We start from the raw sequence: 14,912 nt of genomic DNA on the forward strand, positions 1-14,912 counted from the left end.
GGTTTTCGCCCGGCTAATCGGCCCCCGAGAGCTGCAGTCCCAGGCGCCGCCCGGCTATCATCATTACGCCTATGAGCAACGTGATCAGCAGACCCAGTGCCGCCGCCCGTTCCAGCTCACCGGCGAAACTGTACTCCAGGAGCAGAATCGCCAGCGGCCGCGACGGGTGGCTGTACAGTAGCACGGGAATGCCGATGCTGGTCAAGGCGCTGCCGAAGTTCATCAGGCCGACGGCGCCGGCAATCGGGGCGACCAGCGGCAAAAGGATTCGACGGTAGGTGTAGAGCCAGGAAGCCCCGCTGACGCGCGCGGCCTCTTCGAGGTCGGCGCCGAGCTGGATGAGACCGGCCTTGAACGCCTGCGTGGTCACCGGGCTGTCGCTTAGGATCAAGGCGAGGGCGATCCCCCATACGGTTCCGTAGAGCACGCTGCGCAGCGGCGTGACGAGAAAAAGCCAGAGCAGCCCGAGGCCGAGCAGGATGCCGGGTAGAACGTGCGGCACCCAGCAAAGCGCCTCGAGCACGGGTCCCGCAACGGTTCGACGCGACACCACCAGATACGCCACCGTGGAGTAGAGGAGGATGCCGCCTGCGGCCGTGACCGCGCCGATCACGAGGCTGTTCTTCAACGCCAGCCAGAAAACCGGATCACCCAGCAGGCCGCGCCAGTGCGCCATGGTGAAGGGCGAATCGATCTGAAAGAAGCCGTAACGCCGCATGAACGAGCCCAGAACGAGAAAGCACAGGGGCAAGATCATCATCACGCCGACGTAAAGCAGACAGGCGGCCAGAGCCGCGTAGCGCCACGTCCCCAGTCTGACGCGTAACGTCGAGTACCCCTGGCCGCTCACGACCGCAAACCGTCTCGTGCCGCTCAGAAAGCGCCAGTAGCCAGCCAGGAGCAGCGCCAGGATCAGGAGGAAAACCGATCCCAGCGCCGTTGCCTCGCCGTAGGCGCGTGGCTCGTCCTGCAGGTAATCATAGATGCGGGTGGAATAGACGAAGATGCCGGCCGGCGTCCCCAGGAGAAGCTCCGTGTTGAACGACTGGAGGCCGCGGATGAAGCTCAGTACCGAGACGGCGAGAATCATGGGCGCCAGTACGGGCAAAGTCACGCGCCGGAGCATCGCCGCCGGCCCGGCTCCCGATACTCGTGCCGCCTCTTCCAGCGAGGCGCCGAGCCGGCGGAACACCGGAGTCAGAAGCATCACCTTGAACCAGACGCCTCCGGTCGAGGTGTGGACCCAGACGATTCCCCAGAAGCTGTACGGGTTGAAGATCGGCCCGTCGACGAACGGCAGCGCTCGGGCAAGGCCGTTCAGGAAACCGAAATTCGGGTCGAGCAGGAGAATCCAGGCGAGGACGAGGGGAAAATCGGGGATGAAGTAGGCGAACCAGCAGAACGCCTCGATCGCCTTGCCTCCGGGCATATCGGTGCGTGCGATCAGCCAGGCGATCAGCACCGACAGGATCATTGCCGGGATCAAGCGCGCGGTGGACAGGAGAAAGCTCATCCACAGCGCGCCGAGCATTCCCTCGTCGCTGAAGGCCCGTGCCCAGTTATCGAGCGCGTAAGCCGCGGGCTCCCCCGGCGGCGTGAGCCGGAAGCTGCCGGCGAGAAGGTAGAGCAGCGGCAATCCCATCGCCACCGCCAGGAACGCCAGCATGACGATTTCGGCCAGCCGAACGGGCCGGATGCGAAAGTGCGGCGCGGAGAGGAGCCGAACACCGGAAATCATGAACGCTCAGAGCGGCCGCAAATGCACCGAGGCAGGATCGAACCGCAGGCGGATTTCCGATCCCGTGAAATAGCGCCGCCGCTTCGGCGCCGGAAGCACGAATACGGAGCCGGAAGCATTGACGCGATACTCGAAACGGTCGCCGAGATAGGTCGCGTCGTCCACCACCGCGGGAATCCCGTCGTCGGCAGGCCCGCCGGGGGGACGTACCTCCACGTCCTCGGGGCGCGCCAGGAGCCGCACCGCCTGGCCCGCCCGGAGACCATCGCCCTTGCCGTTCCCCACCGCCACGCGGCCGCCGCCGTTTGCAAGCTCGAACCAGCAGGTCCCCGCTTCCTTGACCAGCATTCCTTCCAGGATGATGGTCCGCCCCAGGAACTCGGCGACGAAGGTCGTTGCGGGCGCCTCGTAAAGCTCGGCCGGGGTCCCAATCTGCTCGAAGCGACCTTGGCGCACCACGGCGATGCGGTCCGACAGGGTCATCGCCTCGGCCTGATCGTGCGTCACGTAGAGCACCGCGAGGTCCAGCCGTCGCTGCAGGTCTCGAATCTCACGCCGCATCTGCTCGCGCAGCCTGGCATCGAGGTTGGAGAGAGGCTCGTCGAGCAGCAGGATCGCGGGAGCATATACCAGGGCGCGCGCCAGCGCGACCCTTTGCTGCTGCCCTCCCGAAAGAGCCGTCGCGCCCCGTTCCGCCAGGCCAGCCAGCCCGACGCTCTCCAGCGCCTCCTCCACGCGGCGGCGGATGGTCGCGGCCGGCTGGCGTCGCACGCGCAAGGGAAACGCGACGTTTTCGAACACGGTGAGATGCGGCCAGACCGCGTAGGACTGAAAGACCATTCCCAGCTGCCGCTTCTCGGGAGGAGTGAAGAGCCCGCGCTCGGGTGCCGCCACCGTCCTGCCTCCAAGGAGGATTTCGCCGCCGTCGGGCTCCTCGAGGCCGGCAACGAGCCTCAGCGTCGTGGTCTTGCCGCAGCCCGAGGGTCCCAGCAGAGTAAAGAACTCACCCGGGCCGACGGTGAAGCTCATCCGGTCGACGGCCTGCACGGAGCCGAAGCGCTTCGTGACGTTGCGGAACTCGAGTACCGGTGGCGCCATTGCCTGAAATGGGCGCAGCGAAGCATGCTCGCCGATCAATCGGCGGCGCGGGCGCGCCGCCGTCGAACGGCCGTCCATCCCGTGGCTGCGACAGCGCCCGTGCCGGAGCCGAATCAGCCACGGATGTTATTCCCGGCCGCTCGTTTAGGCAAGGGGAGAAGAGGCGGGCGTGAGTTTGACGTTAAGGACGCTATCGTCGGAGGATCCGTTGGCGTTTTTGCCCGCCGAAAGTGGCGCGCTCGACCGGCACCAACGGGAGGCGGGTTGCAACTGCCTCCTGCCTTCGAGCGGCTGCCGCTCATTTCTTCGGCAGCAGGACCTCCTTGAGCTTTCCCACCGTTTGCGGATTCAGGTTGTAGAGGCTCGCGAGCTTTTTCGCCACCGTCGGGCCGTCGACCACCTCTATGTCGAGCTTCGACTTCCTGGCTTCCGCCAGGAACTCCGGGTCCTTGAGCGTATTGACGAACGCCTTTTGCAGGATCTGGAGCCGGTCCTTGGGCACGCCCGGCGGAAGCGAATAGGGAAACTGGGCGCCGTGGGCGCTGTCAGCCACCGTGATCAGCTGGCGCGCGAGGTCGGATTTCGCGTACTTGATCGCCAGGGGCACATGCCTGTATTTCGGATGGGATTCCAGCGTCGCCTGCAGCACCGCCCGGATCTTGCCGCTTTCATACGCGCTGCGCCACACGGTCTCGACCGTCTGCCAGGAACCGCAGTAACCGTCGACCTCTCCGGATTCCACCGCGAGGCGCGCGTTGGCGCCTCCCTTGTACCCATCGAGGACCTCCAGCGGCAAATTGAGCGCGGCCTTCAAGAGCTTCGGGATGTCGGACGTGCTCGTCCCCGGTCCGATCGACGATATCTTCATCGGCCGCTTCGCCGCGAACCAGTCCTCCACGCTGCCGATGCCGCTCTGGCTGTTGAACGTGCAGACGGTGTCGTAAGGGCTCGGGACGCCGAGGTAGTCGAACTTGCGCCCGTCGAACTTCACCGCTTCGTTTCCCATGATGTGCTGCAGGACCAGCGGCGCGGCCCAGGCGCCGATCGTCAGCCCGTCCGGCTTGGCGCGGTTGAACAGGTGGTTCGCGGCGATGATGCCGCCCGCGCCGGTCATGTTCTCCACTACGGTCGTCGGATTTCCCGGGACGTGCTTCGAAAAGTGCCGGGCGATCACCCGGGTATAGAGGTCGAACGATCCCCCGGGCGAATAGCCGACGATGAAATGAATGACCTTGTCCTTGAAGAACTCCTGCGCAACTGCCCCACCCGGATTTCCCGCGACCAAACCGGCCACCGCCAGAATCCGAATCGCCGACCGCACGCTTCCGACCATGAACGACCCTCCCGGGCTTCAGCCCTGTCTCTAACCCCGTCCGACAAAACGAACAGGCTTGTTTTCCGTTCTCTCCAGGTACCTCACGAACGTGTACTTGTTTTCCGCGAGATCGGTCACCGGCCGCGGTATTTCCCGATGGATCAGGCTCTCCTGCACCTTGCACACGAGAAACGCGGTCTCCCGCCGGTCGAGAGCGGCGAGCCCTTCCCGCCTGAACTGCTCGACCTCGCGAATCGTGGTTGCGTTGGGCACGCCCGCGCCGCGCGCGATCGCCTCGAGGTCCGTATGACCGGCGGTTGCCGTGGGATAGCTGATCCGGCTGCCGCTGTAGACGCCGTTGTCGAAGACGTAAACGACAAGATTCGCGGGCCTCAGGTTACCGAGCGTCGCGAGGTTGAAAAGGGAAAGGAGCACGCTGCCGTCCGACTCGAGAACGATCACCTTGCGGTGCGGCAGCGCAAGCGCGAGCCCCATTCCCACTCCGAGCGCGCAACCCATCATTCCGACGAGGAGATTGCCCTCGTGCCGCGAGAGGTGCGCCCATTCGATTCGCTGGCCGCTTTGCGACGTCACGACCAGCTGATCGGTGATGCGCGCGGCCAGGAGCTCCAGACATTCCTTGCGGATCATACGGTGAAATCGCCCCCGAACAGCAGCGCGACCGGGCTGCGAAGCGCGTTGGCCGCGCGGACCGCGTCCGCCACCTTGATCTCCAGGCGCACGTCATCTTCGATCAGCAGGTGCTCGATCCCCAGGCTCTCGAGCAGCGGGACCGTCCGGTTGCCGATGGTCGCGTAGAGAAAGCTGTTGCGCTGATCGGGCACCCCTCCGAGGTAGGCCACCACGAGCAGGAGCGGCACGCCGAGCTGCTTTCCGAGCGTGAGGAGCGGATAGCTTGACACGTACAGCCCGGTATTCTCCAGGTAGACCGCGGCTTGTTTTCCGCCGAGGACGGCCCCCGCGGCGATCGTCACCCCCTCCGCCTCGCTCGCCACCGGCACCAGCGTGATGCCTTGCTCGGCCCGAAGCAGCGGGAGGATCTGGCTCAGCCGCGTCTCGGGCAGGTACGTGACGAAATCGATTCCGGCGCCTTTCAGGGCGCCCACGAGTCTACGCGCAAGCTCTTCCTTCATGGGCGAAACGTCAATATCAAGCGGCTCCCGACGCCGCAACCATGCGGCGCCCGTCGGCGTCGGCGGGCCGGCCCTCTCTCTCGGGCCCGTGAGAAGACCGGCGCGCCTCCGCGAGGGCGTTGAATATCTTCTCCGCCGTGATCGGCAGGTCGCGGATGCGCACGCCGACGGCGTCGTGCACGGCGTTGGCGATCGCCGCCGCTCCGGGGATCACCGGCGGCTCGCCGATGCTCATGCCGCCGTACGGGCCGTTGCCCACGGGAATTTCATCGACCACGGTTCGAAGCTCCGGAATGTCGCGGACCGACGGGATCTTGTTCTCCGCGAAGCTCCGGCCCACGACCCTGCCTTCCTCGATCGGCAGTTCTTCCATGACCGCATAGCCTATGCCCATCACCACGCCGCCGTCGATCTGCCCTTGATGGGCGAGCGGGTTGATCACCGTGCCCGTGCTGTGGGCCGTGGTGAACCTTCGGACCTCCAGCTTCCCCGTTTCCACGTCGATCTCCACCTCCGCCACCTGGACGCAAACCGCCGCCTCGGGCCCCGAAGCGAAGTTCCGGTAAGATCCGTCTCCGCGGATCGCGCCTCCGGCGCTTTTCACGACGTCGCCGTAGGAGAGCCTCCGCCCCGAAGGTGCCACGACCGCGCCGCCCGCCAGACGCAGCCGCTCCGGGGAGACGCCGAGCATCTTCGCCGCCGCCTCGCGGAGCCTGCGCCCCGCGTCTTGCGCCGCGGCCAGGGTGGCGTTCCCGAAGATCCGCGTGGCCCGGCTCGCGCCCACGCCGGTATCCGGTGCGGTGCGGCTGGTGTCCAGAATCTCGAAACGGACGTGCCCGACGTCGAGCCCGAGCTCCTCCGCGGCGATCTGCCGCATCGCCGTATACGTGCCGGCGCCCTGGTCGACCATGGCGGTGGCGACGCTCGCGCCCCCGTCCTCGTCGATCGTGACGACCGCGCGGCACTCGCCTCCGAGGGGAATCCACTGCGCGACCGCGACGCCGCGCCCCACGTGCCTCCCCTTCGGCCCGCGGTACCCCGCGGCCGCCAGGGCGCGATCCAGGGTCTGCGTCGCCCTGATGTGCGGCACGACGTGGCCGATCGGCGAAACGTCGCCGTCGCGCATGAGGTTGCGCTTCCGGAATTCGATAGGGTCCAGGCCCAGACGCCTGGCGACGAGATCCATCTGCGACTCGTTGGCGAAAAATCCCTGCGGATCGCCCGGTGCCCGCATATGCCCGCAGGGAACCTTGTTCGTGTAGACGATCCTCTCGCGGACCAGGACGTTGGGGATCCGGTACGGCCCGGCCGCTTCCCTGGGCCCGACCAGGTAACCCTGCGGCTTGAACGCCGCGTAGGCCCCGCTGTCGTAGAGGAAGTCCAGACGATGGGCGACGAGCCGCCCGTCACGCTTGACGCCGGTCCTGACCGTCACGATGGCGCCGTGGCGCGGGTTGCCGGCGACGAACTCCTCCGCGTAGTCCATCACCATCTTCACCGGGAGGCCACCGCTCTTGAGCGACAGCAGGTAGCAAACCGGAACGTCCATGAAGTCCCCTTTACCGCCGAAGCAGCCGCCGATGTAACAGGGATGGACGACGAAATCGTCCGGACTTTTGCGGAAGGCCGCGGCTACCTGCTCGCGGAGCGCGAATGGCACCTTCGAGCACGCCCAGATGTCCGCCGGGCCGGAGGGGTTCGCCCGCACGACGCAGGCGTGAGGCTCGATGTAGGCCTGGTGCACCGGCGGCGCGCGAAACGTGTTCTCGACGACGAGGTCCGCCTCGCGGAAGCCTGCGTCGACGTCCCCTTTTCCCCAGCTCATGTCGAAGAAGACGTTGCTCGGCGCCTCGATCGGGTGGAGCAACCCCCGATAGCCGGCGACGCCCGGATGGAGCAGCGGCGCCGACGGCTTCAGCGCTTCCAGCGGATCGAGCACGGGATCCAGCTCCTCGTACTCGACCTCGATCAGGCCGAGCGCCTCCTCCGCGATCTCTTCGGTTTCCGCCGCGACCGCGGCGACCTTCTCTCCGACGAAGCGAACCACTCCGTCGGCGAGAACGGGCATGTCGTAGATTTTTCGCCCGATCAGAAGGCCGCGCACGTCGTCCCCCGCGGCCACCGCCCTCACGCCGGGAAGCGCGGCGGCCCGGGACACATCGATACGCTTGATACGGCCATAAGGGATCGGGCTGCGAAGAACCCTGCACCACAGCATGCCCGGGAGCGTCACGTCGGTCGCGTAGACCGCCCTCCCGGAAACCTTTTCCGGTCCCTCGGAGCGGGGCGTCGGAACCCCGATCACCCGGCCGGGCTTACGGTGCCGCCTCGCTCCCCCCGTCTTCGCGCTCGACTCCTTCATCTATCTTCTGCACTTTTCTTGCGGGTGGTCCGCCGCACTCCCGCTATTTGGGATTCTCGCCCATCTCCTTCAAGATTTCGCGCACGAGACCAAAGTCGAAGACCTCCTCGACGGCCACTTTCCGTTTCGTCTCCACGTTCAAGCGAGTGCTCTCGATGACCCGCTCCAGCGTCGCCGTCGATACCAGCAGATTGCGGCTGTAGTTCCTCGCGTTGACGTGGTAGGCCTCCTCGGCCACCTCCGGTCTGGTCCGGCCCCAGGTGGCGAGGATCTTGATCGCCCCTTTCGGGTTGTCCAGGATGTAGCGGTTCGCCCTGAGAAGCGCCCGAGTTACTTTTTTCACTTCGGCCCGATGATTCTTCAGCTTCTGCTCGTGCACCCCGATGCCGTTCACGGGGAAAAGGAACAGATCACGGACGCTCAAAAGGCTCTTGAACCCCGCCGCTTCCGCCCGGAGGTTCCCCGGCGGCGTGACGAAGCTCGCCTGCACGAGGCCGGCCTGCAGCTGAGCCACGCGCGCCGAGCTGCTGCCCGCGGCCACGAGCTCAATGTCCGACCTCGGATCGAGATTGAAGTGCGCCGCCGTTAGCCGAGCGAGAATGTCCACCAGCGAGCCGAAGGAGCTGATGCCGATCTTCTTGCCTTTGAGGTCGGCGAACTTCCGGATGCCGGGGTGGACCACGACGACATGGTTGGGACGCTCGATCAGGATGCCCGCTACCTTGAGCGGCAGTCCGCGGAGGTTGGCGGTAACGACCGACTGCAGAATCAGATTGTAGTCGATGTTTCCGGCGGCGAGGGCGGCGACCGACACGTTGGCGTTCATTTGCAGGATTTCGACGTCCAGCCCTTCGTCCTGGAAGTACCCCTGGAACTTGGCGACGCCTCCGCTGAGAAAAGACATATCGGGGTTGGACACCCCGATATAAATGGTTTTCGCGCGAGCCGCCGGACCGGCGATGACCGCCAGGCCGCCGGCGAGAAGAACAGCCGCGACGCGCAATCGAACGCTCATGGAGCCAACCCTCGCTTTCCCGTGAACCTCGCTATTCAGTGAATTCCCCCGTGAACAGCAGCGCCACCGGCAGCTTTGAGGCGTGCATCGCTCGAACGGCGTCCCTGATCCTCGGCGCCACGGTCCGGCCCGAATCGACCACCCGGTACTGAATGCCGAGCGTGTCGAGCAGCCCGGCGGTCCTGGTCCCGTAATGGGAGAAGAGAAACGTGTTTCGGCGGTCCTCGAAATCGCCCACGTATGCCACCAGAAGAAGCATCGGCACGCCGTAGCGTTCACCGACTGTGAGCAGGCTGTAACAGGAGACGAAAAGGCCGGTTCCTTCCATGTAGACTGCCGCGTCCTTGCCGGCCAAAGCCGCGCCCGCGGCGATGCCGACGGCCTCGGCTTCGCTGGCCACGGGCGCCAGCATGAACGAGGAGTCGGCCTGGAGCAGAGGCACCATCTCGCTCAATCGGGTCTCCGGCAGGTAACTGACGAAGCTGATCCCCGCTTCCTTCAGCGCCGAAACCGTTTGACTTGCGAGCTCCGAGTTCACGACGATCGGATGCCTCCAGCGATCGGCGCCTAGCCGCGCCCGCGAAAGATGGCCATGCCTTCGGTGCGCTCCAGATAACGCACGAAGCGGTACTTGGTTTCCAAGAGGTCCACGTTGCTGCGGGGGATTGCGCGGTGCCCAGTGGTCTCTTGGACCTTGCAGACGACGAACTTCAACCCGCTCTCCCTCAGCGCCGCGGCCGCCTCCCTCTTGAACTCGTCGAGAGCAAAGACCGTGACCGCGTGCTCGATGCCCGCTGCCCGCGCCATCGCCGCCAGGTCGGTTTTACCCGCGGTCGCGGTCGGGTGGCTGATCCTCGTGCCGCTGTAAGCCTCGTTGTCGAAAACGAAGACGGCGAGGTTCGGCGGATTGAGATTGGCCAGCGTGGGAAGGTTGAACAGCGCCAACAACACGCTTCCGTCGGATTCGAAAACGAACACCTTCCGGTGTCGCAGCGCCAGCGCGAGACCGATGCCCACGGCGAGCGCGTTCCCCATCGAGCCGAGGTTCAGATCCGCGTCGCGCCGGGAAAGATGTCCCCATTCCACCCGCTGTCCGCTGAGCGACGTCACCACCAGCTCGTCGGTCATCAGCGGTGCCAGCCACTCGAAGCATTCGTAGCGGATCATAGCGTGAAATCCCCCGTGAACAGCAGCGCCACCGGCTGCTCAAACGCGTGCATCATCCGGACGGCGTCCTGGACGTCGCGCTCGAGCCGGTCCCTGTTTTCGATCCGCGGTACTGCAAGCCCGGCGCCTCGAGTTGCGGAATCAATCGCAGGCCTCGCTGGACGTAGAGACAACTGTTCCGGTGGCCCTTTCCCGACAAGAATCGAGGGATCGGTCGCTCCAGTGCCCTCGACCACAACTCTTCGCCTTCGCTTTCCTTGCACATCAGGCCCAACGCGTAGATCCGCTGCGAGGCCGCGAGCCCGCCGATGAGGAGCGGCATGTCGTACCGCTCGCCTTTCGAGTCGTGGACTTTCTCGAAGAGGAACGCCCGGCGCGGGTCCTCGCCGAGGCCCCGGAACTGGCAGCGAACCAGCGGGTGCATCTCGGTGTCCTTGTTGACGGGCCGGGAAACCAGGAACAGCAACCCTTCCCGTTCCAGGGCCGCGATGTATTCCGCGAGATCTTGGTAGTAAGCCAACAGGGATCCCCTCGCTAGCGGGCGAGCTCGGCGATCCGGCGCGCCGTCGGAAAATTAGGCAACGCCCCGGCTCCGGCTTCACGCCGCGGCTCTTCTCTCGCTTCCTTCGCTCTCACGGATCGAACCCCCGCCCGGCCGCAACGCCGAGCGGGCTAGACCAGGATCTGCTTCCCCCACTTCCGGCGGACCTGCTCCGCGAGATCCGGCGGAACCTTGACCGCTTCGGGAAACTCGTTCATCCATTCGTACGGCCGGCAGGCATCGATGACGGCCCTCGAGTTGCAGCTCGCGTCCCGGTCCTTGCGTTCCTTTGGCAGAATCGGGTCGAGCGGACTGCTCCAGCAGCGCCTGAGAATCTCGATGTCCTCCGCAGGGTCGCAGCGCGTGGTCATCGCCCACCAGACATCCTTCATGTCGGTCGGATCGATATCGTCGTCGACGACCACGGTGAACCGGCCCAGATACGCGGCGGCGTGACACTGCGACGCGATGATCCCCGCCTGGCGCGCGTGGCCCGGGTAACGCTGCCGGATGGCGACCACCGTCAGGAGTCGGGTGTTCCCCTCCGGCGGGCACCAGACGCCGCGAACGTCCGGTACGCCGGCCCGCTCCAGCTCTTCCCAAACCATCGCCGAACGCCAAAAGCTCTTGTAGAACGTCGCCTCGGTCGGAGGCCGGCTCGGCGGCGCGCCGGTCATGATTGGATCGTTGCGAAAGCAAACACGCTGCACCCGGATCACCGGCTCGTCCCGCACGTGGCTGGCATAGTATCCCGTCCATTCCCCGAGCGGACCTTCGGCCATCCGCTCCGAGGGAAGGCATTCGCCCTCGATCACCATCTCCGCGTCCGCCGGCACCGGAAGGCCGGAGCGATCTAGGCGAACCACCTTTACGGGTTCACCTTTCAGGCCACCCGCAAAATCGTACTCGGAGAGGCCGTACGGCACCTCGAACGCCGAGGCCATGAAGATCAGCGGATCGTACCCGATGGCGAGCGCGACGGGGAACGAGCGACCGCGCTCGAACTCCTTTTCCATCTGGATCCGCCCGTGTCGGCCCGGCGACATATACAGCCCCAGCCGCTTCGCGTCGTGAACCATGACGCGATAGGTTCCGATGTTAACCCATCCTTCGTCGGGGTCCCGCGTGATCGTCAGGTGGCCGGTGCCGATGTAGCGCCCCCCGTCGCCGATATTGTAATGTGGGGTGGGGAAACGGAGCAGATCGATATTCGCGCCCTCCCAGACGTTCTCCATGAAAGCCGCGTCTTTGACGTACATTGGAGGCACGGGTTTCATTTCCCTGATTCGCCCCCGCCACGTCTGCACGAACTCCATCGGCGGCAGGTCCAGCGGCATGTTCGTGGTCAAGGCGACCCGCTTGATCGAATTGAGCAGCCCCGCGGCCAGGCGGTACCCCTTGGGGTAGCCTTTTATGGAATCGAAGAGAATGCACGGAGGCGTCCGGGCCTCCTTGCGCGCCATCTCGATGATCGCCCCGATCTCCAGGTTCCAATCGGCTCCCTCGATCGTTCGAAGCTCGCCGAAGGTCTCGACCCGGCTCAGCCATTCTCGGAGATCGCCGTAGCCCATACTACCTCCGCGGGGTCGCGCTGTTGAAAAACCCTTCCCGATCCAGTTCGGCCAGGAGGCTGTTGTCGATGAAATCTTCGGCCCTGGCGCCGCCGGTCTTCAGCTCGGACCGGAGCACTTCCTCGACGGCTTCCGGCCTGACATAGGGAACCGCTTCGAGGTGCTTGACGCCGTAAATCCGGTAAAGCTCGGCCAGAATCTGCGGGTCCTTCACCTTCGTGTACCTGGAAAACGCCCTCAGGGCGGCTTCGCGATCTTTCTGCACTCTTTGAATGCCCTCGCAGTAGGCCCGCAAGAACCGCAGCGCCTGATCGCGCCTCGTCCTGACGTAGGACCGGGTGGTCGCCAGGGGCGAGTTCGGGTAGGCGATGTCGAGGTCGCTGAAATCTACGAGCTCTCTCAGGCCCAGCTTCGCAGCCTGGAGATTGGTCGGCGGCGAAATCACGCCGGCGTCGACGCTGGCGGCCTGGATGGCGCCGAGCAGCTGCGGCATCCCGCCGGTTTGGAGAACCGCCACGTCGGCACCGCGGCGCAAGCCCCATTTCCGAAGGGCCAGCTCCAACGCGAAGTCCGTCGATCCGCCAAGGCGGGTCACGCCGATCTTTTTTCCCTTGAGGTCTGCCGGGGATCGGATTTCCGGCCGTGCCATCAACGAAAAGATGAGGCGGTTGATCGTATTGGCCACCATCTTGAGATCAGCCCCTCGAGTGGAAGCCTGGATGACCGCGTTCGCCCCCAAGCGCACGAATTGAACGTCGCCCCCGAGAAGAGCCTGGGTCACCACCGAGCCGCCGCCTATATAGAGCAACTGGACATCGACGCCGTGGCGCTTGAAGAACCCGAGATCGTGGGCAACCCACAACGGTCCCATCGCGCCGCTGATCGCGCTGTAAGCGACCCGGACGGGCTCGGCCCGCGCGGGCGCGACCGTCGCGAGAAAGCCTATCAGCGCGACCGCGCCGACAGCTCGAATGAAAACGTCAAGTCTTAATGGCTTCATGCCGATCTCCGTCGATAGCCGGTCGCCCCTGGACGCTGCGTTCCCGCAACGTGATCCAGATCGCGCGGAACAATTCGCTGCCGAACGTTCCAGCTCACCGATCGAGAATGCCCTCTTCGTGGAGCTCGCGCTCCAGCGCCGCCACTTCCGCCCGCGGCATCGGCTCGGTCTCCCACTTGGGGAACCGCTTGACGTCGAAGCCGCGCATCCGAAAGACCTCGCGCAGCGGTATGCGCCCGAATTTCCTCAGCCGCGCCGCCACCAGGCGCGCCGCGGTGTCCACCCTCTTCTGCAGCTCCACCGCCCGCGGGTAGTCCTTCGCGTCCAGCGCTTCGAACAGGGCGACGCAGAGCTCCGGGACGAAGCTCGTCGGCGGATTGATCATGCCGGCCACGCCGAACGGAACGAGCCCGAAAAGGTCCGCGTTGCCCGTGAACACCGACACGTCGGGCAGCAACCGGACGTATTCGAGGAGCGCGCCCTGTCCGTACGCGACCTTGATGCCCTTCAGCGCCGGCACCTGCGCCTTCAGGCGGACGGCCACGCCCGGCGGAATCGAGATGCCGGAGTACTTCGGGTTCTCGTAGATGAAGATCGGGAGCGGGACGGCGCGCGCGACCGCGCGGTAGTGGGCGATGATCTCGAACTCGCTGTGATCGCTGTAGTAGTAGGGCGGGACGATCGCGATGGCGTCGGCCTTGTGCGCCGCCGCATGCTCCGCGAGCTCCACGGTGCTCAGCGTGTCCGCCGTCCCGACGTGGATGACCACCGGCACGCGTCCGCGGGCCTGATCGATGGCGGCCGCCGCCGCCGTCTTGCGCTCCTCCACCGACATCGCGGGGCCCTGTCCAGTGGAGCCGAGGACGAACAGGCCATGGACTCCGGCTCCGATATGGAAGTCGACGAGCTGCCGGAGGATTTCCTCGTCGACGCGCACCTTCTCGTCGAACGGAGTAATGATGGGTAACAAAACCCCGCGAATCATCCCCGCCCCCTTTTCGTCCTCTGCGTCGCCGGCTGCGCGCGACCTCAGCCCCGCGCCCTGGGCCGCACTCCGGCGAACGAGTCGAGCTGTACCATCTCGTCGGCGTTTTCCCTCGACAGAACCCCTTTGGGAACGCCTCCGTTCCACGCGGCCTCGATCGCCTCGCGCACGAGGCGCCGAAACAGGATGACGCCGCGGTCCGAAACCCCGAGCTGCTCTTCGCGCTCTCCGAGCAGCCCCTGTGTCGCCTGGGCCATGACGTCTTCCCGACGGATGTTGCCCTTGTACGGTATGTACTTGCGCCGGTCGTACGGCTTGACCTCCTGCTTGGGCTTTTCCTGCTCGCGCATCCGCCGGAGCCTGTCGAAAAAATCCGGATCCGGCCCGGTGTAATAGTCGACGGTGAAGACCATGAAGTGCTCGTCGTCGTTCGGAGTGAGAAAAAGCATGTGCTCGCACTGCGAGCCTTCCCGCATCAGCTTGGCGGCATCCAGCTTGGCGTGAACGAACTCGGTGTCTCCGACCTGGATAATGGACGGGAAAGCCAGGCTCATTTCGTCGGCGAACTCGGTATCGGGCGTCGGTCCCGGCTTCGTCATGACCACCTTCATGCCGTAGCTCGTCTCGACGAAGTTGAACTCCGGCATGTCGCGGTAGCTGAAAAAATGATTACCCCAGGTCTGCTCGCCGTAGCCCGCGTGGCGGTGGAGAATGCAGATATGGGCGGGATCGGCCGAATTCTCGAAGAAGTTGAACCAGTTGTAGTCGCAGTAACGCACCGGCTCGATCTGCCGCTGCCCGCCGCGATCGATCAGCGGCGAATAGCGCGGCAGGGGCGGCGGGTTGTCGGGGTCGGGCCCGAGGTAAGCGAAAATCAACCCGCCCAGCTCCCGCACCGGATACGATAAATGACGCACCTTGCCCGCAAACGTGCTCCCCTTCGGCTCCGCCGGCATCTCCAAACAC

At 65.3% G+C, this 14,912-nt stretch carries 14 protein-coding genes; all 14 read right to left on the reverse strand.

Translation table 11 applies throughout. From position 1 onward, the window contains the following. Positions 1–13: 13 nt before the first annotated feature. Positions 14–1,738 (reverse strand): ABC transporter permease subunit, encoded by a 1,725-nt coding sequence (locus VNN77_07190; protein HXG51170.1) that lies wholly within the window; start codon positions 1,736–1,738, stop codon positions 14–16. 6 nt (positions 1,739–1,744) lie between these two features. After that, positions 1,745–2,836 carry an ABC transporter ATP-binding protein gene (locus tag VNN77_07195; GenBank protein HXG51171.1) on the reverse strand — a complete coding sequence of 364 codons (1,092 nt, stop codon included), beginning with the start codon at positions 2,834–2,836 and terminating at the stop codon, positions 1,745–1,747. 298 nt (positions 2,837–3,134) lie between these two features. After that, complete coding sequence (locus VNN77_07200) at positions 3,135–4,169, reverse strand: tripartite tricarboxylate transporter substrate-binding protein (GenBank protein HXG51172.1); 1,035 nt, start codon at positions 4,167–4,169, stop codon at positions 3,135–3,137. A 30-nt stretch (positions 4,170–4,199) separates the two neighbouring features. Further along, the gene (locus VNN77_07205) at positions 4,200–4,802 is read right to left on the reverse strand and encodes a thiamine pyrophosphate-dependent enzyme (protein ID HXG51173.1); all 603 of its coding nucleotides are present in this window, start codon (positions 4,800–4,802) and stop codon (positions 4,200–4,202) included. After that, positions 4,799–5,305, reverse strand: a complete 507-nt coding sequence (locus tag VNN77_07210; GenBank protein HXG51174.1) for a thiamine pyrophosphate-binding protein — start codon at positions 5,303–5,305, stop codon at positions 4,799–4,801. The genes VNN77_07205 and VNN77_07210 overlap by 4 nt, the downstream gene beginning before the upstream one ends. A gap of 16 nt (positions 5,306–5,321) precedes the next feature. After that, the gene (locus VNN77_07215; protein ID HXG51175.1) at positions 5,322–7,667 is read right to left on the reverse strand and encodes a xanthine dehydrogenase family protein molybdopterin-binding subunit; all 2,346 of its coding nucleotides are present in this window, start codon (positions 7,665–7,667) and stop codon (positions 5,322–5,324) included. Positions 7,668–7,710: 43 nt separating this feature from the next. Further along, positions 7,711–8,682: an ABC transporter substrate-binding protein gene (locus tag VNN77_07220; GenBank protein HXG51176.1), complete on the reverse strand. Its 972-nt coding sequence runs from the start codon at positions 8,680–8,682 to the stop codon at positions 7,711–7,713. Positions 8,683–8,713: 31 nt separating this feature from the next. Continuing rightward, positions 8,714–9,220: a hypothetical protein gene (locus VNN77_07225; protein ID HXG51177.1), complete on the reverse strand. Its 507-nt coding sequence runs from the start codon at positions 9,218–9,220 to the stop codon at positions 8,714–8,716. A 29-nt stretch (positions 9,221–9,249) separates the two neighbouring features. After that, a complete protein-coding gene (locus VNN77_07230; GenBank protein HXG51178.1) occupies positions 9,250–9,849 on the reverse strand; it encodes a thiamine pyrophosphate-dependent enzyme in 600 nt (199 codons plus the stop codon). A 52-nt stretch (positions 9,850–9,901) separates the two neighbouring features. Continuing rightward, entirely contained in the window at positions 9,902–10,369 is a 468-nt protein-coding gene (locus VNN77_07235; protein HXG51179.1) for a hypothetical protein, read from the reverse strand. 152 nt (positions 10,370–10,521) lie between these two features. Beyond that, positions 10,522–11,961, reverse strand: coding sequence for a UbiD family decarboxylase (locus tag VNN77_07240; protein HXG51180.1), 1,440 nt, complete (start codon positions 11,959–11,961; stop codon positions 10,522–10,524). A gap of 1 nt (position 11,962) precedes the next feature. Then, positions 11,963–12,961, reverse strand: a complete 999-nt coding sequence (locus tag VNN77_07245) for an ABC transporter substrate-binding protein (GenBank protein HXG51181.1) — start codon at positions 12,959–12,961, stop codon at positions 11,963–11,965. 94 nt (positions 12,962–13,055) lie between these two features. Further along, positions 13,056–13,946: a dihydrodipicolinate synthase family protein gene (locus VNN77_07250; GenBank protein ID HXG51182.1), complete on the reverse strand. Its 891-nt coding sequence runs from the start codon at positions 13,944–13,946 to the stop codon at positions 13,056–13,058. Between the two features lie 44 nt (positions 13,947–13,990). Continuing rightward, positions 13,991–14,912: hypothetical protein (locus VNN77_07255; GenBank protein HXG51183.1), on the reverse strand; the 922-nt coding region annotated here is incomplete at its 5' end.

Source organism: Candidatus Zixiibacteriota bacterium, assembly GCA_035574315.1.
In the GTDB taxonomy this organism is placed as follows: domain Bacteria; phylum Desulfobacterota; class Binatia; order UBA9968; family UBA9968; genus DATLYW01.